This is a genomic window from Pedobacter sp. MR2016-24, from assembly GCF_026239655.1.
Lineage (GTDB): Bacteria > Bacteroidota > Bacteroidia > Sphingobacteriales > Sphingobacteriaceae > Pedobacter.
The window spans coordinates 96579-121360 of record NZ_JAPIVO010000006.1; the positions used below are offsets into that span (position 1 = coordinate 96579).

The 24782-nt window shown below is 41.1% G+C and carries 23 protein-coding genes; 9 read left to right on the plus strand and 14 right to left on the minus strand.

Annotated features, from left to right (window positions below; translation table 11 throughout):
- Positions 1–84 precede the first annotated feature (84 nt).
- From OQX62_RS16765 to OQX62_RS16790, 6 genes are read right to left on the minus strand one after another with little or no spacing between them, the layout of a single operon-like run.
- Positions 85–672: a Crp/Fnr family transcriptional regulator gene (locus OQX62_RS16765; RefSeq protein ID WP_265832769.1), complete on the minus strand. Its 588-nt coding sequence runs from the start codon at positions 670–672 to the stop codon at positions 85–87.
- A gap of 18 nt (positions 673–690) precedes the next feature.
- Positions 691–849, minus strand: a complete 159-nt coding sequence (locus OQX62_RS25120; RefSeq protein WP_265832770.1) for a FeoB-associated Cys-rich membrane protein — start codon at positions 847–849, stop codon at positions 691–693.
- Between the two features lie 50 nt (positions 850–899).
- Positions 900–2090 carry a hypothetical protein gene (locus OQX62_RS16775; RefSeq protein WP_265832771.1) on the minus strand — a complete coding sequence of 397 codons (1191 nt, stop codon included), beginning with the start codon at positions 2088–2090 and terminating at the stop codon, positions 900–902.
- The gene (locus OQX62_RS16780) at positions 2083–2868 is read right to left on the minus strand and encodes a type 1 glutamine amidotransferase (RefSeq protein ID WP_265832772.1); all 786 of its coding nucleotides are present in this window, start codon (positions 2866–2868) and stop codon (positions 2083–2085) included. The genes OQX62_RS16775 and OQX62_RS16780 overlap by 8 nt, the downstream gene beginning before the upstream one ends.
- A 12-nt stretch (positions 2869–2880) precedes the next feature.
- Positions 2881–3987: a carboxylate-amine ligase gene (locus OQX62_RS16785; RefSeq protein WP_265832773.1), complete on the minus strand. Its 1107-nt coding sequence runs from the start codon at positions 3985–3987 to the stop codon at positions 2881–2883.
- Complete coding sequence (locus OQX62_RS16790; RefSeq protein WP_265832774.1) at positions 3984–4661, minus strand: NAD(P)H-binding protein; 678 nt, start codon at positions 4659–4661, stop codon at positions 3984–3986. The genes OQX62_RS16785 and OQX62_RS16790 overlap by 4 nt, the downstream gene beginning before the upstream one ends.
- A 121-nt stretch (positions 4662–4782) precedes the next feature.
- On the opposite strand from OQX62_RS16790, the gene typA reads away from it, so the two are divergent.
- The 3 genes from typA to OQX62_RS16805 all read left to right on the plus strand — a co-directional run bounded on the left by typA (position 4783) and on the right by OQX62_RS16805 (position 8708).
- Positions 4783–6585, plus strand: coding sequence for a translational GTPase TypA (gene typA, locus OQX62_RS16795; RefSeq protein ID WP_265832775.1), 1803 nt, complete (start codon positions 4783–4785; stop codon positions 6583–6585).
- A 209-nt stretch (positions 6586–6794) separates the two neighbouring features.
- Entirely contained in the window at positions 6795–7511 is a 717-nt protein-coding gene (locus OQX62_RS16800) for a 3-ketoacyl-ACP reductase (RefSeq protein ID WP_265832776.1), read from the plus strand.
- Positions 7512–7514: 3 nt separating this feature from the next.
- Entirely contained in the window at positions 7515–8708 is a 1194-nt protein-coding gene (locus OQX62_RS16805; RefSeq protein WP_265832777.1) for a serine hydrolase domain-containing protein, read from the plus strand.
- A 33-nt stretch (positions 8709–8741) separates the two neighbouring features.
- Here OQX62_RS16805 and OQX62_RS16810 read toward each other — a convergent pair whose 3' ends face one another.
- The 3 genes from OQX62_RS16810 to OQX62_RS16820 all read right to left on the minus strand — a co-directional run bounded on the left by OQX62_RS16810 (position 8742) and on the right by OQX62_RS16820 (position 11413).
- On the minus strand, positions 8742–9305 hold the full coding sequence (locus OQX62_RS16810) for a type 1 glutamine amidotransferase domain-containing protein (RefSeq protein ID WP_265832778.1): 564 nt from the start codon (positions 9303–9305) through the stop codon (positions 8742–8744).
- 72 nt (positions 9306–9377) lie between these two features.
- Complete coding sequence (locus OQX62_RS16815; protein WP_265832779.1) at positions 9378–10127, minus strand: glycosyltransferase family 2 protein; 750 nt, start codon at positions 10125–10127, stop codon at positions 9378–9380.
- Positions 10128–10141: 14 nt separating this feature from the next.
- Positions 10142–11413 (minus strand): glycosyltransferase, encoded by a 1272-nt coding sequence (locus OQX62_RS16820; RefSeq protein ID WP_265832780.1) that lies wholly within the window; start codon positions 11411–11413, stop codon positions 10142–10144.
- A gap of 136 nt (positions 11414–11549) precedes the next feature.
- Here OQX62_RS16820 and OQX62_RS16825 point away from each other — a divergent pair, with 136 nt between their 5' ends.
- Positions 11550–12302 carry a class I SAM-dependent methyltransferase gene (locus tag OQX62_RS16825; protein ID WP_265832781.1) on the plus strand — a complete coding sequence of 251 codons (753 nt, stop codon included), beginning with the start codon at positions 11550–11552 and terminating at the stop codon, positions 12300–12302.
- Here OQX62_RS16825 and OQX62_RS16830 read toward each other — a convergent pair whose 3' ends face one another.
- The 5 genes from OQX62_RS16830 to OQX62_RS16850 are packed head-to-tail and all read right to left on the minus strand — an operon-like array spanning position 12303 to position 16468.
- Entirely contained in the window at positions 12303–13202 is a 900-nt protein-coding gene (locus OQX62_RS16830; RefSeq protein WP_265832782.1) for a glycosyltransferase, read from the minus strand.
- Position 13203: 1 nt separating this feature from the next.
- On the minus strand, positions 13204–13965 hold the full coding sequence (locus OQX62_RS16835; RefSeq protein WP_265832783.1) for a class I SAM-dependent methyltransferase: 762 nt from the start codon (positions 13963–13965) through the stop codon (positions 13204–13206).
- Positions 13966–13976: 11 nt separating this feature from the next.
- Complete coding sequence (locus tag OQX62_RS16840) at positions 13977–14624, minus strand: class I SAM-dependent methyltransferase (protein WP_265832784.1); 648 nt, start codon at positions 14622–14624, stop codon at positions 13977–13979.
- On the minus strand, positions 14621–15940 hold the full coding sequence (locus OQX62_RS16845) for a flippase (RefSeq protein ID WP_265832785.1): 1320 nt from the start codon (positions 15938–15940) through the stop codon (positions 14621–14623). The genes OQX62_RS16840 and OQX62_RS16845 overlap by 4 nt, the downstream gene beginning before the upstream one ends.
- Positions 15941–15958: 18 nt before the next feature.
- The gene (locus OQX62_RS16850) at positions 15959–16468 is read right to left on the minus strand and encodes a DinB family protein (RefSeq protein ID WP_265832786.1); all 510 of its coding nucleotides are present in this window, start codon (positions 16466–16468) and stop codon (positions 15959–15961) included.
- Between the two features lie 112 nt (positions 16469–16580).
- On the opposite strand from OQX62_RS16850, the gene OQX62_RS16855 reads away from it, so the two are divergent.
- The 5 genes from OQX62_RS16855 (at position 16581) to OQX62_RS16875 (ending at position 24780) form a co-directional block, all read left to right on the plus strand.
- Positions 16581–17168 (plus strand): RNA polymerase sigma factor, encoded by a 588-nt coding sequence (locus tag OQX62_RS16855; protein ID WP_265832787.1) that lies wholly within the window; start codon positions 16581–16583, stop codon positions 17166–17168.
- 102 nt (positions 17169–17270) lie between these two features.
- On the plus strand, positions 17271–18488 hold the full coding sequence (locus OQX62_RS16860; protein ID WP_265832788.1) for a FecR family protein: 1218 nt from the start codon (positions 17271–17273) through the stop codon (positions 18486–18488).
- 73 nt (positions 18489–18561) lie between these two features.
- Entirely contained in the window at positions 18562–21993 is a 3432-nt protein-coding gene (locus OQX62_RS16865) for a SusC/RagA family TonB-linked outer membrane protein (RefSeq protein ID WP_265832789.1), read from the plus strand.
- A gap of 17 nt (positions 21994–22010) precedes the next feature.
- Positions 22011–23483, plus strand: coding sequence for a SusD/RagB family nutrient-binding outer membrane lipoprotein (locus OQX62_RS16870; protein ID WP_265832790.1), 1473 nt, complete (start codon positions 22011–22013; stop codon positions 23481–23483).
- A 13-nt stretch (positions 23484–23496) separates the two neighbouring features.
- Positions 23497–24780, plus strand: coding sequence for a DUF5689 domain-containing protein (locus OQX62_RS16875; protein WP_265832791.1), 1284 nt, complete (start codon positions 23497–23499; stop codon positions 24778–24780).
- Positions 24781–24782: the final 2 nt, after the last annotated feature.

Consider the following 24782-nt stretch of genomic DNA (forward strand, 5'->3'; position numbering starts at 1 on the left):
TTTTAATCTTTAGGATTGGTTATTTATAATACCCAAAATTAAGACTATCAACAGCACTAAACGTTGATGTATGATAAGAAATGGTTAAGCTTTGAAGTGTTTGTGTGCAAGGTCTTTACGTACCCTGCTGAGCGACTCTGGTGTGATGCCCAGATAGGATGCGATCATCCATTGCGGTACCCTTAGCGTCAGGTTTGGATATAATTTAATAAAGTCAAGATAACGTTCTTCTGCAGTAGCACTCAGCAGCATATTAATTCTTTTCTGCATAAAGCGGATCGAATTGTTAAGCATGTTATTGTTCAGGTCATGCAGACATGGAACATGTTCCGCCGCATCATTGAAGTAGTTTTTAGGAAGAATGAGTGCTGTAGTAGGCTCTATCGCATCTATAAAGAATTCAGAAGGCTCATTAAAAAAACTGTTTCTTTCGGACAGCCACCATAATTCAGGAGCAAACTGGATCACATTTGCTTTGCCTTTGATATCTACGGAATAACAGCGCAATAGACCATCGGTTACGAAATAGGTTTTGTTACTGATTTCTCCCGGTGACAAAATCTGCTGATTTTTCTCGAAGGTCTTTACTTTAATATCTCCGGAAATAAGGTCGAACTGCTCATCAGTTATCGTTATTTTTTTACGCAGATAGGCTTTAAACGATTCAAACATATGTGATATAGATAAAAACTATTTCTTTTTGGTTTCGATATTAGAAAAGTCCACACCACATTTACAGTTCGATGCACAGCCACCTTTGGAAGGGGATAAAGAGCGATAAATGATGCGGCCTATATAAAAAAGGGCAGCAGCAAATAAGAGTCCGACTATGATAGTTTGAATATCCATTACACAAATATAATATTTCCGGCGATTTATGGGGTCTGAAAATTGTCAATTTACATCAGCCCCACTGTACCACCTACCCAATCGCAATCGGAGTTATGTTGCACACCAATCATCTTTCCCCGACTCATCCTGGCCAGATTGATGCATAATTGTGGTTCTTCGCCATCGGGCCAGATGTATAATAGTCTGATCTCTGCTTTCACTAAACCTTCCGGGGATTGTATCACAGGTTCATACACTACCTTTCGCTGTAAAATCCAGTTCTGAGGATCTTTGATTTGTTCAATATCAGTTTTGGTGACGTCAATGATCACACCTTTTCCGGCAAATGAATACAGAGGTTTGAGGACATAATTTTCCAAATCTTCAGGTATCCTATCCAGTTTATGCAGATAATAAGACTCAGGTACATACTCATTTTTCAATAAAGGCATGATAAATTTGCTGATCCGGTAAAACCAGTTCGGGTGGGTGATCCATTCGATATCAAGCTCCTCTCTTGGGTCAAATTTCAGATCAGACAAATTGTGCTGCTGATTGAGCTCGTCAAAGATCAACCTGTTATAAATTCTTTTCAGACGTACTTTTTTACCTTCAGTATGATAATAGAACAATTGATTTCCTTCCTTAAAAATGTCGGTTACACTTAATACAGGGATGCCAATATGTTTTTGCGTAAGATAAAAGTCGATCGCTGTTTTTTGATGAGGAGCATCAACATCCATAAGGGCAACTTCCTCCGGTGCATAGTCACCTACAATCACTTTTTTTAAGAGGGAGATATATTCTTCTTCCTTTAAGCCATTAAAATAGGGAGTTAAAGCAGCGATCTGATCGAGTTCAAAAACCTGTTTATAAGTATTCGAGAGGTGCGCCTGAAATGCAAAAAGCGAAGGAAAACCCTGCAGCTCTATTAATCTGGGAACCAGCCTGCCTTTTTCGTTTTTACATACGGCGAAATCTATCGCCAGAAAATGGGGATGACTGTTTTCGTCTGGCACATTCCATTCTGCAGGAATAGCTTCAGCTGTTAACGTTTTGAAATCGGGTTGTTTGATCAGTTTAATCATCTCTTCGCCTGCTGCTACCAGTTGATTTTTAAAATCCTCAGAAATGAATACCGGAGTTTCTGCGAGTCTGATATGCAGCGGTGCAAAACCATCTCCCAGCACTTTTAGAAATTCAGCGTATTTTGCTGTCGAAAATCTGCTGTTGAATTGGCTTCTGTATTGTTCAACCATTGATGAAAGGTTTAATTGCTTCATCCAGAAAATTGGGCAATATTGTTTGATGAGTCAATATAATATTGTCAGTATTTTCAAGATTTTCTATCATATCCTGCTGTTTTTCTTCATCGAACTGGTTAATGATTGCTGCTTTCACTCCTGCCGGATGGGCTTCCGGGTGAAATTGTGTACCTACAAACTCTTTTGAAAATCGAATGGACATGATGCAACGTTCCACATCTGCATGAACGTGTTCTTTTTCGAGGGCCAATAATTCCGCGCCATCTGCATTCAGTATAGCTTTTGAATTTAAGACTTGCCAGTCGCGACTGTCCACCGCGTAAAATGGATTAGGCAAACCTGCATATAATGGATCCGCTTCGCCCATGGCTGTGAGTTCGATTGGAAAGATCCCAAAGGAATTGGATTTCCTTTTAGTCAGTGTCCCGAAGCCATATTTACGGCAAAAAAGCTGGAATGAATGGCAAATCAGGAAAACGTGTTTTTTATCTTCAGATCGGTTATTATGTGTTTTTAGCTTGTCCAGAAGATCAAAAAATAGCTTTTCCCATTCTTCGCCCTCACTGTCTGCCGGACTTCCCGGCCCGCCACTGGAAATGTAGATATGATGGTTGTGGTCAGGTATGTCCAGTTTGTTTCTCAGGTCAAATACAGCTGTGGAGATTTCCAGATCCTTACTTTTACCGTAATCAGACAGCATATCCAGAATAGCGCCAATCCCGAGATTAGGCTGTCCGTTATTCATGTCAATGACCGCGACTTTGATTTGCATTTTGTTCCCCATTTACATTTTTGCTCCTATTAAAGTTTGTGAAGTAATAAAGTCGACCACCGATTCAAAGCTTTCGGTTTCTGCAAATACCGCCAGCTGTTTATCTGCCCCTGTGCCATTTTCCAGGATTTTGTGTACGTAATTAATGTCGTTACGACAGCCGAGGCCATCCACTACATCGTCTACAAAGTCCAGCAGTTCCAGGATTAAAGCGCGACTGTTCACTTCTATTTCCTTACCAAAATCTATAAGGCTTCCGTCCAGTCCATACCTTGCCGCACGCCATTTGTTTTCATTAATCAATGCTCTGGAGTAATTGATAAAACTCATGTTCTGCAAGCGTAATTTATACAATTTTGCACATAAAGCCTGAAACAAGGCTACAAAAGCCATCGTCTCATCAATCAGCATAGGGCAATCGCAAATCCTGAATTCTATGGTTTCAAAAAATGGATGTACACGGATATCCCACCATATTTTCTTCGCATTGTCAATACTGTTGGTTTTAATCAGCAGTTTCACATAGTTATCATAATCTTCAATGCTGTTAAATATTCCCGGTATACCCGTTCGTGGAAACTTGTCGAATATCTTGGTGCGATATGATTTATATCCCGTATTACGGCCTTCCCAAAAAGGAGAGTTGGTCGATAATGCAAATACATGGGGCAGGAAATAGCGTACCTGATTTGCGATATGAATAGCCAGTTCCCTGGATTGAAAGCCTACATGCACATGAAGTCCGAAGATCAGGTTGGAGCGTGCTGCTTCCTGCAGCTCGTTGATGATTTCATTGTAACGGGGATGCTCAGTGATCAGTTGTTTTTCCCAGCGGGAGAAAGGGTGCGTGCCTGCAGCACCAATTACCAGTCCGGATTCTCCCGCCAGCTGCGCTACTGTATAACGTAACTGGGAGATTTCTTTTCTTGCCTGTTCCGTATTTCTGCAGATACCTGTACCAACTTCCACAACCGCCTGGTGCATTTCAGCCTTTACCTGATCATGGTAGATCTTTTGCGCGGCTTCCACTATTTTCTGATCATGTGAGGTGAGTTCACGTGTAACAGGGTCAATCACCATGTACTCTTCCTCAATACCAAGCGTAAAATCGTTCATCATATCTGGCTCTTCTTTGCGCTAAGTTCCTGAATTTTGTCCGATTCATAAGTAAAAATGCCTTTTTTATCTTCAAGGGACTGATTGACCATTGCTTTCGCTACATCTTCTACTTTGATACTTCGGTATTTTCTGAGTGCGCCGACCAATAGCGGATTGATCACATGCATTATCTTGTTCATGAGTCCTTCCCCAAATCGCTTGTCTGTTCTTGAGCTGTCCAGTAATGAAGGTTGATAAATATGGATGCTTTTAAACGGCACGGCCTTAAGGTCATGTTCTACTTCCCCTTTTGTTTTATTATAAAAAATAGAAGAATTTTTATTGGCACCCATAGCAGATATCAGATGATAACTTTCTGCACCATTTACCTGTGCAATCCAGGCCATATCCAGCGGGTACTGATAATCTATTTTACGGTACTCAATTTTATCAGGTGTCTGTTTTGCAGTTGTACCCAAACAGCAGAAAACCACATCGCCGGTAATTTCATGTGAAAAGTCTTTTATCTTGTCAAAATCCAGTATAATTTGCTTCAGTTTTGGATTTTTGAGTTCCAGTTTTTTGCGTACCAGTACCAATACTTCACTGTAATTCCTGTCAGCCAGTAACTGTTGTAAAAGGCTGCTGCCTATTGCTCCTGTGGCTCCTGCCAGAATAGCTTTCTTTCCCATCATGCAAATTAAACAATCATGATATCATATCAGTTTTTAATATTATTTACACACATGCTTCTAGTTAATAGGCTGATATATCAATTATTTACGTTATCTTTGCGCCAAAATTAGGGCGCATTTTATGCAAAAAATAAGAAACATAGCTATTATAGCACACGTTGACCACGGTAAAACTACATTGGTTGATAAGATTTTACACACTTGTTCTATTTTTCGTGACAACGAGCAAACAGGTGATTTGATACTTGATAATAACGATTTGGAAAGAGAACGTGGTATTACCATCGTTTCCAAAAACGTTTCAGTAATGTACAAAGATGTAAAAATTAACATTATTGATACACCTGGTCACGCCGATTTCGGTGGTGAGGTAGAGCGTGTATTGAAAATGGCTGACGGTGTATTGTTATTATGTGATGCTTTTGAAGGTGCAATGCCTCAAACTCGTTTCGTAACACAAAAAGCTTTGGCTTTAGGTCTGAAACCGATCGTTGTTGTTAATAAAGTAGATAAAGAAAACTGCCGTCCTGAAGAGGTTTACGAACAAATCTTTGAATTGTTCTTCAATCTTGAGGCTACAGAAGATCAGTTGGATTTCCCTGTAATCTACGGTTCATCTAAACAAGGATGGATGAGTACTGATTACACAAAACCAACAACAGATATTTTCCCATTGTTAGACGCCGTTGTGGCTAACATTCCTGCTCCTCCAATGTTGGAAGGAACGTTACAAATGCAGATCACTTCATTAGATTATTCATCTTTCGTTGGTCGTATCGCAGTTGGACGTGTTCACCGCGGGTCTATTAAAGAAAACCAGCCGGTTACTTTAATTAAACGTGATGGTAAAATGGTGAAATCGAGAGTGAAAGAATTATACACTTTTGAAGGTCTTGGAAAAATGCGTGTTACAGAAGTAAAATCAGGTGATATCTGCGCTGTAGTAGGTATTGAAGGATTTGATATCGGTGATACCATTTCTGATTTTGATGCACCAGAGCAATTGCCGGTTATCAAAATTGATGAGCCTACAATGAACATGCTGTTCACTATCAATAACTCCCCATTCTTCGGTAAAGAAGGTAAATTTGTTACTTCTCAACGTATTAAAGAACGTTTATACAAAGAGATGGAAAAAAATCTTGCCTTGAAAGTAGTGGAAACTGCATCTCCAGATGCTTATCTGGTTTACGGAAGGGGTATTCTCCATTTATCAGTATTGATCGAGACGATGCGTCGCGAAGGATATGAAATTCAGGTTGGTCAGCCACAGGTTATCATTAAAGAAATTGATGGTAAAAAATGTGAGCCGGTTGAAACACTGATTGTTGATGTACCGGGTGAAGTTGCTGGTAAAGTAATTGAATTGGTAACTCAGCGTAAAGGTGAATTACTGATCATGGAACCAAAAGGTGATCTTCAGCATTTAGAGTTTGAAATTCCTGCACGTGGTATCATCGGATTAAGAAACAACGTATTAACTGCAACTGGTGGTGAAGCAATTATGGCTCACCGTTTCAAAGCTTACGAGCCCTGGAAAGGAACTATTCCCGGAAGGTTGAACGGTGTTCTTGTATCAATGGAAAAAGGTAGTACAACTGCTTATTCAATTGATAAATTACAAGATCGTGGTCGTTTCTTCGTTGATCCGGGTGTTGATGTTTATGAAGGTCAGATTATGGGTGAGCACATTCGTGATAATGACTTAGTAGTTAACATCGTGAAAGGAAAAGCGTTAACTAACATGCGTGCTTCTGGTACAGATGATAGTAACCGTATTGCTCCTGCAATTAAATTCTCATTAGAGGAAGCGATGGAATACATCCAGGCTGATGAGTATATTGAAATTACTCCATTGAGCATGCGTTTACGTAAAATCTACTTAACTGAAGGTGAACGTAAAATAAAAGGTAAAAACTTCTAGTAGGTTTTATATCCTATAAGATTCGGGCCTGTAAGCATTAGTTTACAGGCCTTTATTTTTGCCTGGAATTTTTATGAGGTCATTTGCTGAACCAATCTTAAAAATCTATTACGTCCTGATTTACGATATGGAAATGAAATCGATATGACGTTAGGGGAGGTCTCCTGACAGATCTTTTTCTTAATTTTGAAGCTCAATACAAAGCTATTATGGAGTCACTAAAAGGAAAAAATGCATTGATTACCGGTGCAGGTAAAGGAATCGGTCGCGCGCTCGCTATTGCTCTTGCAGCAGAGGGTGTTAACTTAGGTCTTGTTGCCCGTACGGAAGCAGACTTAAAAAGTCTGGCTGGAGAGTTAGCACATACAGGTGTAAACATTGCTGTTGCTACAGCAGATGTTTCATCAATTGACGATGTAAATAATGCGGTGGCGAAAATCAAATCCGGCTTAGGGGTAATTGATATACTGATCAACAATGCGGGTACAAGTACATTTGGTTCATTCCTGGAATTGGAACCTGCCAGATGGGAGGAAATTGTGAAGGTCAATCTTTTTGGGGTGTATTATGTAACACGTGCTGTATTACCGGAAATGATGGAAAGAAAAACCGGTGATATCATTAATATCTCTTCTACCGCTGGTCAGCGTGGCGCTGCAGTAACCAGTGCCTATAGCGCTTCTAAATTTGGTCTGATCGGACTCTCTGAATCCCTGATGCAGGAAGTAAGAAAACACAATATAAGGGTAAGCTCTTTAACGCCAAGCACAATTGCCACAGATATGGCGAAAGACCTTAACCTGACTGATGGTAATCCGGATAAGGTAATGCAGCCAGAGGACTTCGCAGAGTTCGTTGTAGGCCACCTCAAATTAAACCGCAGGGTTTTTGTAAAAGAGGCAGGATTATGGTCTACTAACCCATAAATCTTGAAAAAGTTTTTATATGGGATAGCAGCTTTTTTATTGCTGATCTTACTTGTATTTTGCGTTCTGTTCACCTGGAGACCTGAGCTGATCAGGGTTCTGCGTTACCAGGTGCCGGATGCAGAAACGTACAAGATTTTCCCACAGACTTTAGTACAACCTGCTGATACGCCTTTCCATTTTGTAAGGATTGCGGGTAACAGGACTGATCTCGATACCTTGCATGTGTTTGATGGAAAAAATCACTCAGTACCTTTTTCTGCCTACCTGGAAGCGGGGAAAAGTAATCTTTTCATGGTCATCAGAAATGATAGTATCATCTATCAGCACTTTGCACCAGGTTATACGGATACTACCTTAACCACTCTTTTTTCGGTAGCTAAAACAATGGTGAGCATCATGGTTGGCAAAGCACTGGAAGAGGGAAGTATTAAAAGTCTGAATGACCATTTAATTCAATATGTGCCGGAATTAAAAGCGAACCCTGCATTTAAAGCTGTGACCTTGATGGATCTGCTCACGATGAAATCCGGACTGGAATTTAAAGATACCAATGGCGGATACATCCAGGCATTTCTGTCTGATGAGGGAAAGTATTATTATACGGAAGACATCAGGAAAGAATTATTGCAGGTGAAGCGGGCAAATGCGCCCGGAACAGTATGGAAGTATAAAAGTATAGATGCATTTTTATTGACCTGGGCACTCGAAAATGCAACGGGTAAAAAAGCTGCGGTTTATTTTCAGGATATGATCTGGAAAAGAATTGGTACTGCTTATCCTTCAAGCTGGGGACTGGATCATGAAAATGGATTAGCAAATACTGCGAGCAGGTTTCAGTCCACGGCCATAGATCTGGCTAAAATAGGTCGTTTATACTTGAATAACGGGAAATATAAAGGTCAGCAGGTAATTGCTGAAGACTGGGTTCGGCGTTCCATAAAATTAGGTAAAGACGAAAAGCCTGCTACTGCGAAAGGCTGGCAGAAATCTGCGCAGCATTATCTGTGGTGGGTGCCTCAGCAGGGAATCAACGGCGATTATGCGGCAGAAGGAATGCGTGGACAAAGGTTATATATAGATCCGCTTACGCATACCATTATAGTGCATTTTGCGCAGCAGGGAGCAGGGAATTATCCTTACAGAAAGGTGAGCCGGTATTTGGCGGGATTGCCTTTTAATTATCCGGCTCAATAAAAAAACGCCCCGTTAAAGGGCGCTTTTAATAGTTTATGCATGCTGGCCATCATGTACGCCTTCTGCAAATTCTTCTACGATCTTATCATTAAATGCAGGCAGATCATCCGGACTGCGACTGGTTACCAGTCCCTGGTCTACCACTACTTCTGAATCTTCCCATTCAGCACCTGCGTTTACCAAATCTATTTTAATCGTTTTTGTAGAGGTCAGGTTACGCCCTTTCACTACTTCAGCAGAAATCAGTACCTGCGGACCATGACAGATCGCTGCAACAGGCTTTCCTGCCTCAAAAAATGCTTTCACAAAAGCAAGTGCATCTTCATCCTTTCTTAAGGAATCCGGATTCAGTACGCCACCGGGAATGAGTAATCCCTGATAATCATCAGCATTGGCCTCAGTAACTACTTTATCTACGTCAATTTCAACAGTCCATTCACGATCGTGTTTCATTCCCTGAATTTTTCCAGACTCCAGAGAAATAATATGTACTGTAGCGCCTTCTTCTTTTAACCTTTGAACCGGGCTTGTTAATTCTGATTCTTCAAATCCGTTTGCTGCTAATACAGCAATGTTACGGTTGCTTAATTTTCCCATAATAGTAATTTTAAGATGTTACTATGATGAACAGGTCAGTAAAAATATTGTTTGTCATTAAAAGATCAGCTCTTAATCATTCGTTCTTTTATGCCGGATATAATAGCGGATAAGATTAGCTGCAATCCATAAATGATTGACCACATTCGGAAGAAAACCATAATGTTTAGTAAAGATGCGGAACCGCTCTTTTAAGCTGGCGAAGTGTTTTTGTTTAGAGATGCCGCCAACCAGGTACTTGGCCACATAGCTGTGTGTATTGACAATGCTCGAGGCATTTTTTGATACCCTGATGATCCAGTCTATATCTGCACTGAATTTATACTGCAGATCGTATGGTTCGGCCAGAGCTCTTTTGACATAAAATGCCTGGTGACTAATGCTCATGCCATGTTTAAAACTATGCCAGTCGAAATGCTCAGGTACATGATGCCTTCTCTGTCCCAGGCTCTCCCAGCCATCATTATACATTTCTGTTTCCCCGTAATAGATATCAGCATTGGGAGCAGTAGCGAAAATAGCTGCTACTGTTTCCAGCGCATAGATTTCATCGCCGGAATTCATAAAAAGAACATAATCGCCGCTGGCTAAAGCTAAACCTTTGTTCATTGCATCATAAATGCCCTTATCTTTTTCAGATACCAACTGTGCAAGCCTGTCTTTGTATTTATTGATAATATCTTTTGTACCATCACTGGATGCACCGTCAATAATGATATACTCTATGTTTTGATAAGTCTGATTCAATACAGAAAGCATGGTGCGTTCAATATCCCTTACATTATTATAAACGATGGTGATGACGCTCAGCTTAGGTTGCATAGAATAAGATAGAATTAATGGGGATGTAAATTGATCAGGGATTGGTATAAGCGCATATGTTTCTCTGCAATAACTTCTTCAGAAAAATGCGTAAGAATACTTAATCTTGCCTGTTTTTGAATTTCTGCAGCACTCTCCTCATGATATAACCATTCCATTCCGGTAGCCAGATCCTCTGAAGATTCATAATCTGCCAGATAACCGTTCACCAGATGGGTAACCATGTCCGGGATACCACCTGTTTTAAAGGCCACCACAGGAGTTGCGCAGGCCAGACTCTCCATAACCGTGTTCGGAAGATTGTCTTCAAGAGAAGGGGTAATAAATGCGTCAGCAGCAGAATAACATTTTGCAAGGTGAGCATCATTATTTATCGTGCCCAAAAAGGTGGTTTTGAAAGGAAATGCAGGCATTTCTGCATTGTCTTTATTTCCGAATATCAGCAGTTCAATATTTTCTTTGATAATTCCGGGACGGCTGGCCAGGTCATTCAGTGCATCAATCAGGTAGGATGTGCCTTTATGCTTGTCATTTTTTGAAGGCATGAATCCACTCATCAGCACAAACTTTTCGGAGGGGATTTGCAGCAGCTTTTTTGCCTCTGATTTTACATAGGGCTTAAACACGTTTGTTTCTATGGTATTGGGGATTACTGCTACTTCCCGGGCGCCCATCAGACTGCTGAATTTAATAGATTTCGCCATCCAGTTGCTGGGTGCAATGATATGGAAGCCAAGGTTGGCATAACCTTTTTTCTTGCTCAGCCAGTTCATGTGTGAGCTATCATTCTTGCCGCTTATTTTTAAAAGGGGACAGTTCCCGCACTGTTTGTGGAAATTCTCACAGGCATAACGTACATGGCAGCCACCGGTAAAAGCATTGCTGTCATGAAAGGTCCATACAATAGGTTTATCCAGTTCTTCCAGTTCAGCTAAATCACCAGGCCTTAAAAAACCATGGTTGATCCAGTGTAAATGAATAATATCTGCCTCTTTTAGTTTCGGATGTTTTTTAATAGATCTGCCAAACCACTGTAATGAAAAAGGTGTTTTTAACGCTTTGGTTAGTCCCATGGCAAGATATCTTTCAGAAAGAATATTAAAAACTGCTTTAGCTTTTTGAAAAGGCGACTTACTGAATGCTAATGCTTTATCACTTTCTTTGAATTGGTAATATACCATTACACTCGAGTCGGCCCCGCTCGCATTTAGTGCGTCACTTAGCCGGAGGCAAGCTCTGCCGGCTCCTCCATTCCCTTCGTATGTATTTATGTGGACTACTTTCAACCGGACTAAATTACATATTATTGTTATCGTTTGTCAAATTCTTACGTATTTTCACCGTCAAAATTAATTTTGCCGGCCAATTTACCGGGGAATAGACCGTTGAAATGTAAAACGAATATTTAAGCAAGAATAACATATGGATAACCTATTAACCGACAGACAATTCTGGGTAAATTACTGGGAAAGCAAAACAGGACTGTCGGTAAATATCCCGGCAAACTATTTATTTCACAAAGAGCTGGCTTCGATCATCAATACACAAAATGTAAAAACGGCGATAGAGCTGGGTGGCTTTCCGGGTTATTATGCTGTCTTTTTAAAGAAGTATTTTAAGCTGGATGTGACCTTACTGGATTATTTTGTTCATCAGCCGGTTACCAATTCCTTGTTGCAAGCCAATAATTTAAAGGAAAGTGATATCCATATTATTGAAACGGATTTATTCAACCACAAGGAGGTGCAGCAATATGATCTGGTACTTTCCTGCGGTTTGATAGAGCATTTTAATGATACGGCAGATATTATACAGCGCCATATCGACTTTGTAAAACCGGGCGGAACACTTTTTATTACACTGCCCAATTTTAAAGCACTGAACGGATGGTTCCAGAAGTCCTTCGATAAGGATAATTATGATAAGCATAATATCAGTTGTATGGATCCGGACTTGCTGGCGGGGATTTGTCAATCGGCCGGACTGAAAGTTAAACAGGCAAAATATTTCGGCTATTTCAGCTTATGGCTGGAAAATGAAAAACAAAAACCGGCAGGAGTACGGTTATTCAAGAAGTCTGTCTGGCTGGCAGGGAAGTTATTTACTAAAGTATTTGCCTTCAATTCCAGGCAACTTTCTCCCTATATTATTTTAGAAGCTGTAAAGCCAAAATAGTTATTTCAGTTTTTCGGTTAGGTATCTTTTTATCCTTTGCCATAAGCTCCCTTTCCTGGTGCTGAGGAATCCTTTTATAGCCTCATAGGCAAGAAGATTCTCTTTGATCTCGTCAGGAAAGCGGGTGATGGGTTTAGGATTAATAATGACATTATAGATATCATTGATACCGGAATGCACACCAGTACCATCATGACCTATATTGTTGACTAAGGAATGGGAAGGGTTAAGGGTAAGTCCTCCTTTTAAAAATATGGACGCATACCAGCGGATTGCCCAGGAATTGTTTTTTCCTCTTTTAAAATCCTGCATCTGTTTCCAGAAATTCATGGTGTGTTCAATGGAAAAGGCACTTCGCTTTTTTGCATCAAATTGTGCAATCAGCTGATTGATATCGGGATTAAAATGTTGCCATGCCCTGTCCCATGTTGCCCATCCCCAGCTGGTTGCTGCCCTGTAAAAAAAAGACTCGGGCAGGTTGTTTTCTTTCAGCTGGTACATATATGCGCCAATATGCATTACACGCTCTTCATTCCTATAGCGGTTTAGTGCTTCGTTAAAATAAGTCAGCGTATAGGGTGACGACACCAGGTCGTCTTCAAAGACAATCACTTGTTTATAATCTTTTACCAGTCGGCTCACCCCCGCAATAACAGCATTGGCCAGACCCATATTCTCTTTTCTTTCAATGATTTCAACAGATTTGAAGCCATCAATATTCTTCAGCAGTTCGCGTACTTCCTGCACATTCGCTTCATCTTCTGCTGATTTTGCCCCATCGGAAAAGATGAACAGGCGACTCTCTGCGGCAAGCTCATTCTGTTTCAGAAATTTAAGCGTGCGTTCCGTATGTTTCGGCCTGTTGTAAACAAAAAGGGCAATAGGAGCGAAGTTTTGCATATTAGAAGATTTGCAGGGTCTGACTTGATTTTTTTGTTAAAACAGTATAAGCATTTGCGAACTGCTCTTGTTTTTTAATCCCTAATATTTTTCCAAGAGTACTCTTAATTCTGTATTCCAGCTCAATTTTCAGGATCTTCGAGAAAGATTTAGGACTTTTTTTGTTGACAAACTCATTGAATTTGGTTGTTTCTGCCGGCGTTAATGATACCTGATCAGCAACAATTTCCAGTCCTTCGCTCTGCAACAGAAAACGCAGAGAAGTCGGAGTATACATATTGATGTGACCGTAATCAAGAAAATGTTTCATGCGTTTATCCACACCAAACCTATAATCCAGCGGCACCTCAATTACTATGTTTTTAGCAATCCTTTTGAGTTCTCTGATCAATATCCTTTCATGTTCAACATGCTCCAGCACATGTGCCAGGATAACCAGGTCAAAAGTATCATCTGCATAAGGAATTTGATAACCATCAAATGGTTTTGCTTCTTTTAAACGCGATAGTCCACGGCTACTGATCAGCTCCACCCCAGATGCCGCAATTTCCAAAGCATAAAGTTCCTCACCAAAATTCCACTCATTCAGGAAATGGAGGATACTGCCATCACCAGCACCTACTTCAAGCACTTTAGCGGGTTTTAATCCTTTGCAAACATTTACAATATTCTGCGCTTTGGCTTTTGCCCCCAGCATACGCCAGGTCGTATCGTTTTGCGTATAAAAATTGTCGTAGGCAGATTTTACATCTTCACTTAACATGCTGGCCTGATTTAAATTTGTAAACAGTTCTCTGCTTTATAAAATACTGTGGTAGACTTCAGATAGAACAATCCCGGTGCAATGCCTGTAAAAGGCAATTCCTTGTAGCCTGCATTTCTAAGAAAGGCTCTGCCTTCATCATAATATTTACGGTGTGCATCATCAAGTACCACTACACCGCCGGGTTTTAAGGCTTCCAGACTATTCAGACAACAGTTCACACGATCCCGGCCATCAACAATAATAATATCAAATTTTTCACCCAGTGACGCAGCTTTTTGGGCGTACTCACCGCCGCGTTCCAGTTTACAGAAGATCATTTCCGAATTCTGCGGCTTACTTTTAACAATTTTGTTATACCATGCCTCATCATGTTCTACGGAAACTACCCTGCTTACATTTTTCGCATAAAATAGCGTAGAATTACCCGAGCCATATTCAAAAATAGTCAGTTCTTTTGTTAAGCGCGGTTTGATAAAATCAATGAACGAATAAGTTACCCAGGGTAAGGGATCGTTATTGCCATCGACTGCCTGCTGACTATCAAAGGAATTGAACCAGCCAATCTTGGCCAGGTATCCTTTGTGTCCGTAAGATAATAGCGCCTTCAGTCTGTCTGGCTTTTTTAGTAGGGTTGCGAGTGCTTTGAGTTTATTCAACGTTTAAGTATTTTTTGAAAAATGGTGATCAAAAATAATGATTTTAACATCATGATTCCCTGTTGTCTTGTTCTGGTTGTAAATAACAGATAAAAAGTGCTGACAATACAGGCAATTAAAGTAGCAATTGATGCGCCAAGCCCTCCGTAAAGAGGGATTAGCCATAAGTTCAATAAGATATTCACCAACGCACCGGTGGCAGTCCGCTGAAATGAAATCATGGTATAACCTTCTGCCAGCAGGTATTGTGAACTGGCACTGCCGAGGAATACAAAAATGCCAGACCAGATATGAACAGACAGCATTTGTCCGGCGCCCTCGAATTTATTGCCGTAGAGCAGATGAATGATGTCATTTGCAAAAAAGCTGATCAATATGGCAACCGGCAGACTGATGAATACCAGTAAATCGTACAGGTTTTTTAATCTTTTGAGATAACGGTCCGGATCAGTCTTGCGTGCATGGATAATTGCGGGAAACACTGATGAAACAATGGCTACAGGAATAAAAAACCAGGCTTCGCTCAGTTTTGCGGCGGCACTGTAGATCCCCACTTCAATACTGCCCACACTTTTCAGCATCACCTGATCAATCTTCATATAAACGGATACCATGATGGCAGATAAAATCAGCGGGAAAGACTGTTTTAATAAACCGGCCGCTCGTTTTTTATTAAAGGTCCAGTTCCATACGTTGAAGCCTCTTTTATGATACATGTATACCAGTCCTGCTGCCAGGATCAGGCTGTCAAAACTCAATGCAATTGCAAAATAAATCAGCGGCATTTGAAATGCGACCAGCAGTATTTTAACTACTGCCGAGATGATAATACATACATTCTGTACCTGCACCACATATTTGGAAGAGACCTGCGACTGGAAATAGGAATCAATGATATTAAAAGATTTAAAAAACGAGGCGAAAGTCAGGATGAATACTACCCAGGTCAGTGAATCGCCCGGTTTCTCCGCATAATGATGAAAAAGCCAGTAAATCCCTACCGTTAAAGGGATCAGTAATGCATTGACCCCCAGTCGTAAACCCAGCGAAGTACCCAGTATCTCGTCTTTTTTTAGCGGTTCGTTGATAATTTCCCTGATAATAAAGCTATCCAGCCCCAGTGCGCCTACCGCAGCAACGATCATCGTGAAGGCATCTGCAAAACTCAGTTCACCAAAAGAAGAGGGGCCCAGGTAACGGCCAATGACGAATCCCACAACCATGCTCAGGATTTTGCCGAACATCAGCCAACCTGTATTTTTGAAATACTTGTTGAATGCATCCTCATCAAAACCTTTTAATCCTGGTATTTTCATCCGCGCAAAGATGTGAAATTAAAAACTCTTCTCAATCCGCTTTAATTGTTTCAGGTGATGTTTTAAATGAATCTCTATAAAGCGGAGCCATTGAGCGGCATTCAGGTAACCTAAATTGGGATGTTTATTCTTGATCTTATCTGAAGCCTCTTCTATGCCACTGTAAGCTGTTTCAAGTTGCGTTAAAAATCTATTGATGAAATCTTCAGCTTCTGACTTGCTTATCTTCTTTACACGATTTGCGAGTATTGGCGGGACTTTATATCTGGCAGGAGGCAAACTGCCGAAAAAAAGAATAACCTTAACTATAAAAGCTGTAGGTTTCTCTTTACCTATACCTTTTATACATTCTTCGAGCGGTAACAAAGAGAGTAAACTTGCATCAAAAATGTGTGCATAGACTTCACTGTATGACCATCCGCCTATAGGAGGCGTAGTCTGAAAAATATCTTCAGGAATCGGCATAAGTACATCGCTGTAAGCTTTTGATATCCTTTTTAACGAATTGAAAACAGAAAGGTTACTCATAGGATCTTATTAAAGTATAAACATAAATGTTTGGTACTGAATAGCAGCAATTTTGTGAAATAACATTCACTTAACATTGGCTTAGTACTTTTGTAAAAATACCGGTTGTGAGATGGATAAATTAACCAGGCAATATATTGACGAATGGGTAAATGGAGATGAGCGGGCATTTAAAAAAATATTCGACTACTATCTTCCCAAACTTATTTCCTTCTCTTTCAAATCGCTGAAAAATATGGAGGATGCAGAAGAGCTTTCACTAAATGTGATGCTCAACATCTGGAACTATCAGTCAAAAATAGATACGATCATTGATTTTGAGGATTACCTGTATGGCATGTTGCGCAATCAGGTATCCAGACATTACCGGAAGAAGCTATTGGTTACAGCAGAACTGGAATCCGTTCCGCTGCAAAACCTGGGTACGATAGATCATCCTGAGTTTTCTGTAAGGGAATTGCAGGCAAAGTATGAAGCCGCTCTGGCTAAACTTCCGGCAAAACAGAGAGAGATCTTTTTGTTAAGCAGGGAAGAAGGCTTAAGTCAGAAACAGATTGCCCGGCAAAAAGGACTCTCCGTCCATACCGTAAATAATCATATTACTACCTCTTTAAAGTTTCTGAGAAAAGAATTTCAGGAATATCCCGAAGCATTGTCTATGGTGCTTGTCATCACTTCAGCTACCATTTTAGGCGGCTAAACCGGCGCCAATGTTAAGATAAGGTTAGCTTAACATCAAGTTTCTTTTCCGCCTAGTTGTCCTCTCTGTTTCATGGCATCTCCTATATAAAGGTTAAAATATATGGAAAGACCAGGTGAAGATACACTTGTAAAATATTTTTTGGGTCACTGTACAGAGCAGGAAGAGAAGCTCATTGTGCTTTACCTCGCTATGGATATTGATCAGGAATATGTTGCAGCCTGTATGAAGGAAGCCGCAGCTAAAATGAATGCGCAGCCTGCGGAGGAATGGACCTCGGAAAAACACCAGGCAGCATGGCATAAAATCGGTAAGTTAAAACTAAGCTTTCCAGCAGCCGATCTGGAAAATGCGGACTATAAATCGATTGCTGGTAAAAAAATAAGGCTTTGGAAGTCATTGGCTATTGCTGCCTCTGTCATCTTATGCCTTTCTGTCGCCGGTCTTTATTTCAACACTTTTAAAAAGAGCAGTCCGCAATTAGCGAAATCTGCATCAGCTGTGGCCACCGATCACGCTCCCGGTAAAAACAAAGCGGTGCTCATCCTGGCTGATGGCAGAAAAATAGATCTGACGGAGGCGAAAAGTGGGGCACTGGCTGTTCAGGGCGAAACACAGGTTATTAAAACTGCCGCCGATGAGCTGGTTTATGATGAAAATAATGACGATTCGGATAACACTCCGGCAGCGATAAATACACTCCTTGTTCCTCAGGGAGGTCAGTATACCCTAACACTTCCTGATGGCAGTAAGGTATGGATGAATGCAGCGTCCACTTTACAATTCCCTGCCCGTTTTACAGGCAATAAGAGAGAGGTTATATTGACTGGTGAAGCCTATTTTGAAGTGGCGAAAAATACGAAAATGCCTTTTAGCGTAAAGCTCAATAAAATGCAGGTTGAAGTGCTCGGTACCCACTTTAACATTATGGCTTATGCAGATGAGCCCGTAATCAGGACCACTTTATTGGAAGGATCGGTAAAACTAACCAATAGTAATGGTCAGCAAATGCTGAAGCCGGGACAGGATGGAATATTAGGCAACACCAATCACTTTAAAGTCAAAGCAGCCAATATAGAACAGGCAATGGCCTGGAAAAATGGTCAGTTTATTTTCGATGATGAAGATATGCCGGCTATTTCCAGAAAGTTATCCAGATGGTACGGAGTTACTGTTACTGATCAGCGTCAGCAAAAAGGCCTTACTTATACCGGGGCGATCTCCAAATATAAATATGTTTCAGAAGTGCTGAAGATGCTGGAAATGACCGGTACAATGCACTTTAAAATTGAGAATGATAAAGTAACTATCAAACCTTAAATCGTAAGACACAACATAAATTATAACACACCTCAAATCATATTTTTTATACACCAATCCCACAACCTATAAGATGAATTTTACAAACAACATGTCCGGCAGATTTGCCAGCGTCATGAAACTCACGTTTTTATTCTTGCTGGTACTTACCCTACAGGTAAATGCGGTGGCAAGAGCACAGCAAATTAATCTCCATGAAACGAATGTTGCTATGGAAACGGTATTGAATAAGATCAAAGCGCAATCCGGCTATAAATTTTTATTCAATAACCAGATGATCGCAGATGCAGGTCCTGTTACCGTTAATGTAAACGGAGTATCACTGGCGCAGGCATTAAACGCCTGCTTCAAGAACCAGCCACTTACTTACGAGCTGATTAACAATACAGTAGTGCTGAAGCGCAAAACAATAGTTCAGAAAACCATTACCGGAAGAGTTACTGATGCTGCCGGACAAGCCTTGCCTGGTGCAAGTGTCTATGCAGAAAAAGACAAAAAAAGAGTAGTTACCACAGATCAAAACGGTGCTTTCACCTTACAGGCAGCAGCGGGTGATCAACTGATTGTCAGGATGATCGGGTTCCAGCAATATTCAGTACTGATCACGGAGCAGTCAAACTACCAGGTGATACTGAAGGAATCCAGCGAAGAACTAAATGAAGTAATTGTTACTGCATTGGGTATCAAAAGAGAAGAGCGGGCTTTGGGTTATTCCGTATCAACGTTAAAAACGGAAGACTTGACTAATGCAGTATCTAATAACTGGACAAATGCGCTGACAGGTAAAGTGGCTGGATTGAACCTGATCAAATCAGGCGGGGGACCAGCAGGATCAAACAAAATCATCCTCCGCGGTGAGAATGCGCTGGGTGGCAATAGTGAGGCCTTGATCGTTATCGACGGAATGATCACCAGTTCCAGCAGCGGAAGATCAACAGGAACAGGTAGTAATGCTTATCTATCAGCAGATTCCCCGGCAGATTTCGGGAACAGTCTTGCAGATATTAACCCGGATGATATCGAGTCAGTATCCGTATTGAAAGGACCGGCGGCTACAGCATTATATGGCTCGAGAGGTGGAAATGGTGCTGTTATTATTACCACTAAATCGGGCAAACTGAACAGGGGGTTAGGGATATCCATTAATTCCAATACTTCTATAGAAACGATTTCCCGCTGGCCGGATTATCAGTATGAATACGGACAGGGTGATGCCGGACAGGATCTTTATTATTCTTACCTGGCGACTGCAGATGGGGCAAGTACAAGAAGTACCAGCTCTGCATGGGGACCAAAATTTGACGGACAGTCTTATTACCAATACGATCCTGTAACCCGCACTACCAGTGCAGAACGTTTGCCGTGGGTACCTTATCCTGATAATCATAAAGATTTCTTTCAAACGGGAATGACATTTTTAAATAGTGTGGCTTTGGACGGGGGAAATGACAAAACAACTGCACGTTTATCGGTGACCAATCTGACAAATGAATGGATTATTCCGAATACCGGTTTTACACGTAATACTGTGGCGCTATCGCTAACGCATAAAGTGAATGATAAGTTACAGATCGCTTCAAAAGTAAATTATACCAACAAATATTCAGACAACCTGCCTTCTACAGGTTATAATAATCAATCGATCATGTACTTCATCAGGGGCCTTACACCTAATATGAACATGGATTGGTTTAAGGATTACTGGTTGCCTGGTCAGGAAGGAATTGCACAAAACAGGCCGTTTAGTAGCTTGCTGGATAACCCGTACCTGATTGCAAATGAAATGCTGAACAAATCCAACCGTAATAATGTGGTCGGTAATGTGAGTGCTACCTATAATTTCCTGAAAAATCTGAGCCTGATGGTGAGAACCTCTATGGATCTTTCCTATGATGCGAGGTCACAGCAACGCCCCTTTAATACCAACAAGTATGTAAACGGGATGTACCGCACGACTAATATTTTCAGCCAGGAAATTAACAGCGACTTCTTATTGAGGTACAATGATGAGTTCCTGGATAAATTTGATTTCAGCATTACAGCAGGAGGAAGCCAGATGCAGAACAGGTATCAGCGCGACGAAACACGGGCTGATCAATTGTTGTATCCTGATGTATTTACCTTTGCCAATTCAAAAAATGCGCTGATTGCATTGCCCTATAAAAGTCGTTTGGCTTTAAACAGTTTATACGCCCTGGGATCTTTAAGTTACGATCGCTTTTTATATATGGATGTGAGCATGCGGAATGACTGGTCAAGTTCATTGGCATCACCAACGTCAACCAGGAACTCCTCTTTCTTTTATCCCTCGGTATCTTTCAGTGCTATTTTATCAGAAAAACTAAAACTGCCGGATTATATTTCTTATTTAAAACTTAGGGCTTCTGCTGCCAGCGTAGGTGGAGGTACTGTCCCTTATACTACAGCATATGCCTATAATTCCACGCAATTTCCCGGGAGTCTGGCCAATCCAACTGTAATTCCAAACGAGGATCTGAAGCCACTGCGTACAAATTCCGTAGAACTGGGTATGGAAATGAAAATGTTCAATAACAGGCTTTCATTTGATGTAGCAGTTTATAATAACAGCACCTTCAACCAGATTTTTACTTCTCCGATAGACAGGTCTACAGGATATAATTCTATGGTGGTAAATGCCGGGGAAGTAGTAAACAGGGGGCTGGAGATCGCCGTTAATGGTACGCCTATTAAAACGAAGTCGGGCCTAAATATGAATTTCTATGCAACTTTCTCTGCTAATAAAAATAAAGTAGTATCCCTTACCGACAGTGCCAGCTCACTTATATTAGCGTCTGGCCCACGTGGTACAATTGAAGCCAGAGTAGGCGGAGGTATGGGCGATATTTACGGATTAGGTTATCTGAGATCGCCGGATGGAAAAATCGTTTATTCCGGAGGTTATCCTGTTTTGGATCAGACCACCAAATATTTAGGTAACTCTACCGCCCGCTTCAAGACAAGTATGGGTACCAATATTAGCTATAAACACTTTAATCTGAACTTATTATTTGATGCACAGTTTGGTGCAAAAGCCTACTCGCTGACGAATGCTGTTTTGTCTGAAGAAGGAAAACTGAAAACTACGCTACCAGGCCGTTATAATGGAATTATTGGTGACGGTGTGGTGTTAAACGCAGATGGATCATATAGTCCGAATACTGTTGTGGCACCTAATATTGCAGCCTATTATAAAGCACATTTTGTACGCGATAACGTAGAATCAAATGTATTCAGTACAGATTTTATCAAATTCAGAGAAGCCAGGTTAGATTATAGTTTTGGGCCGAAACTGGTCAAACGTCTCGGTTTACAACGTGCTACAATAGGTGCTTACGGTCGTGATCTCTTTATGTTCACCAAATGGCCGGCTTTCGATCCCGAATTCGGGACGCTGGGTGCAGAAGGAGAGATTTCTGCCGGTTTTGAAAGTGCACAGTTTCCATCTACCCGGACTTTCGGTTTAAACATTACCATAGGTATTTAATTTTAAGACATACAATCATGAAGATAAAATTCAACATTCTGATTATACTGCTGGTTACTGCGATCACGCTGACCACAGCTTGTAAAAAGGATTTTAAGGAGCTGAATACAGATCCGAATAAAAGTACAGCGGCATTACCTGAAGCATTGCTGACGCCGGCATTGTGGGATGTAGTCACCAAAAATAATAACAGGGCATTACGTCTGACTAATGAACTGATGCAGGACCACGTTTCTGTGTCTGATGGAGATGAGATTCACCGTTATGTAGTACGTCCGGCGGAGTCTGATTATATGTGGAACAACTGGTATTTACAGCTGACAAATTTCAGGGATATGTACAATCGCTCTAAAGAGCTGAACAGGACTACCCATATGGGAATGGCACTGATCTGTGATGTTTTTGTCAGCTCACTGCTTACAGATACTTTTGGTGATGTGCCTTATAGTGAAGCTGCTTTGGGCAAAGATAAAATTTATCAGCCAAAATTTGATACACAGCAAAATATCTATACAGATCTGTTCAGAAAACTGGAGGAGGCGAATACGCTGCTGGCAACAGGCACAGCATTAACACCTGAACAGCTTTCTTATGACCCGCTGTATGGAAGAACCGTAGGAGCCACTTCTGCTACAACGATCGCCAACTGGAGAAAATTTGGTAATACGCTGTACCTGCGATTGCTGCTTAGGGCCTCTGCAAGACAGGAATCTAATGCAATAGCCAAAATTGCCGAGATCGTGAATACGAACAGTGCAAACTACCCGGTTTTTACCAGCAATGCGGAATCGGCCGTAATCAGGTATTCTACTACGCCGCCATATACTTCTGCTTTTTTTAATTACAGACCTTTTGATTTTAGCGGTGATAATGGCTTAACAGAGTTTTTTATCAATACGCTGAACAACTGGAATGACCCGCGCCGTCCGCTATGGGCTACACAGGCAAGTGGTACTTATACGGGAATTCCAAGCGGATATGTAAGAGGTCAGGTGCCTGAGCGCCAGTCGGCCTACAACAACAGTTTAATCAATGAGCCGCTTTTGGGAAATATCATCAATTACCCGGAACTACAGTTTATGCTGGCAGAAGCTGCAGTAAAAGGGTATATCAGCGGAGACGCTAAAACTTATTATGACAATGGGGTTGTCAACGCAATTACCTTCTGGGGTGCTGCGGTTCCGGCTGATTATTTCAGTAATACAGTTCTGGCCTGGAATGCGGCGGATAACATTGATTTTAAAATGGAGAAAATCCATCTGCAGAAATACTACACATTGTTTTTTACCGACTTTCAGCAGTGGTTTGAATACAGACGTACGGGACATCCTAATTTGCCAAAAGGTGCCGGATTGCAGAACGACGGTAAAATGCCGGTGCGTTTAAAGTATCCTGTTTTTGTTCAGTCGGCTAATGGCGCAAATTACTCAGCTGCGGTAGCTGTATTCGGACCAGATGATCTGAATACGAAAATGTGGTGGAATAAATAATCAAGTTATAATTATGAAAAGAATATATACTGTTATCATTGCCCTTTTGATTAGTGTTTTGATACTCAATTCCTGCAAAAAGGATATTAATCCTTCAACAGGTACTCTAAATTCATTTGCAGCATTATATGTTGTAAAGAATGCATATAAAGGTGCAGATATAAACCTTAATGCCGAACTGTTGTCTGGCGCAACAACTACAGGCGGCGTGGTGATCGCTGGTGCAGAAAGTCACAACCTGCCTGCGGGTGCTTTTATTATTCAGAACAGCAGCCGTGGACTTTCACGGGGAATAGTCATTGATCTTGGTCAGGAAACGATCCCTTTTGTTGCGGGAGATTCCGTATTAGTAGATCTTACCGGTGCAACATTACGTAAAGTTGGTGGTTCTATGCAGCTGAAGGGTATTTCAGCGTCGAGGATTACTAAAATCACCGCTAATAATGTTATTGTTCCTAAATCAGTAAGTATTGGTACGCTTGAAGCCAGTTTTGATGTTTATGAAAATACGCTGGTAAAAATCACAGCAGATACCAAACCATTACCTGCTACGGGAGACACCTATGCTGGTAATAAAGTATTGGATGATGGTTCAGGAAGTACAATTGTGCTGCATACCCAAGCCGGTGCCGAGTTTGCGGCAAATTCAATGCCTGCCAGTGCAACATACACAGGTATCCTGACCTATGGAAATGAAAACAGCGGTTATGGAGGTGTCAAACAACTGCGCATCAGGACCATCGCGGATGTAGTGAATGCCAGCGGACCTATTTATCCAAACTGGCCGGAAAGTTTTGAAAGTCCGGATGCCACCATAAAACCTTCTTACAATATGAATACTGTTGCTGTTCCGGATAATAGCATCAACCTGAAAACGGGCAGCTGGAAATTAGAGCAATCCATATTGGGGAATTTAAATGCCAACCGCGATAGAATCAATGCACCAGGGTTGCAATGTATCCGCATGCAGCAGGGCTTAAAAGTACCTGCTTATCTGCAAATGAATTTCGATTTGGAGAACGGAGCTTCTAAAGTTACTTTCTGGCAGGGTGCCTATTCTACAGATGTAAGCAGTACATTCAGGTTAGAATATTCTACAGACAGCGGACTGAGCTGGATTGCAGCGGGTACAGATTATAAAGCTGCTACAGGAGGTTCTAAACAGGAAACAGTTACGCTGAACATCAAAGGTAAAGTACGTTTCCGGATCACGAAATTAGGTTTAGGTGCCAGTAGTGTTCCCACTGTATTAAACGGTAGATTATGTATTGAAGACATTGCTATCTATTCCAATTAGAA

Bases quoted from the DNA above. Each gene is read 5' to 3' on its own strand.
- OQX62_RS16835 (WP_265832783.1), bottom strand. From the start codon at position 13,965: ATGTTAAGTGAAGATGTAAAATCTGCCTACGACAATTTTTATACGCAA.
- OQX62_RS25120 (WP_265832770.1), bottom strand. From the start codon at position 849: ATGGATATTCAAACTATCATAGTCGGACTCTTATTTGCTGCTGCCCTT.
- OQX62_RS16875 (WP_265832791.1), top strand. From the start codon at position 23,497: ATGAAAAGAATATATACTGTTATCATTGCCCTTTTGATTAGTGTTTTG.
- OQX62_RS16870 (WP_265832790.1), top strand. From the start codon at position 22,011: ATGAAGATAAAATTCAACATTCTGATTATACTGCTGGTTACTGCGATC.
- OQX62_RS16765 (WP_265832769.1), bottom strand. From the start codon at position 672: ATGTTTGAATCGTTTAAAGCCTATCTGCGTAAAAAAATAACGATAACT.
- OQX62_RS16775 (WP_265832771.1), bottom strand. From the start codon at position 2,090: ATGGTTGAACAATACAGAAGCCAATTCAACAGCAGATTTTCGACAGCA.
- OQX62_RS16800 (WP_265832776.1), top strand. From the start codon at position 6,795: ATGGAGTCACTAAAAGGAAAAAATGCATTGATTACCGGTGCAGGTAAA.
- OQX62_RS16815 (WP_265832779.1), bottom strand. From the start codon at position 10,127: ATGCAACCTAAGCTGAGCGTCATCACCATCGTTTATAATAATGTAAGG.
- OQX62_RS16790 (WP_265832774.1), bottom strand. From the start codon at position 4,661: ATGATGGGAAAGAAAGCTATTCTGGCAGGAGCCACAGGAGCAATAGGC.
- OQX62_RS16865 (WP_265832789.1), top strand. From the start codon at position 18,562: ATGAATTTTACAAACAACATGTCCGGCAGATTTGCCAGCGTCATGAAA.
- OQX62_RS16860 (WP_265832788.1), top strand. From the start codon at position 17,271: ATGGAAAGACCAGGTGAAGATACACTTGTAAAATATTTTTTGGGTCAC.
- OQX62_RS16825 (WP_265832781.1), top strand. From the start codon at position 11,550: ATGGATAACCTATTAACCGACAGACAATTCTGGGTAAATTACTGGGAA.
- OQX62_RS16855 (WP_265832787.1), top strand. From the start codon at position 16,581: ATGGATAAATTAACCAGGCAATATATTGACGAATGGGTAAATGGAGAT.
- OQX62_RS16830 (WP_265832782.1), bottom strand. From the start codon at position 13,202: ATGCAAAACTTCGCTCCTATTGCCCTTTTTGTTTACAACAGGCCGAAA.
- OQX62_RS16780 (WP_265832772.1), bottom strand. From the start codon at position 2,868: ATGCAAATCAAAGTCGCGGTCATTGACATGAATAACGGACAGCCTAAT.
- OQX62_RS16850 (WP_265832786.1), bottom strand. From the start codon at position 16,468: ATGAGTAACCTTTCTGTTTTCAATTCGTTAAAAAGGATATCAAAAGCT.
- OQX62_RS16810 (WP_265832778.1), bottom strand. From the start codon at position 9,305: ATGGGAAAATTAAGCAACCGTAACATTGCTGTATTAGCAGCAAACGGA.
- OQX62_RS16845 (WP_265832785.1), bottom strand. From the start codon at position 15,940: ATGAAAATACCAGGATTAAAAGGTTTTGATGAGGATGCATTCAACAAG.
- typA (WP_265832775.1), top strand. From the start codon at position 4,783: ATGCAAAAAATAAGAAACATAGCTATTATAGCACACGTTGACCACGGT.
- OQX62_RS16785 (WP_265832773.1), bottom strand. From the start codon at position 3,987: ATGATGAACGATTTTACGCTTGGTATTGAGGAAGAGTACATGGTGATT.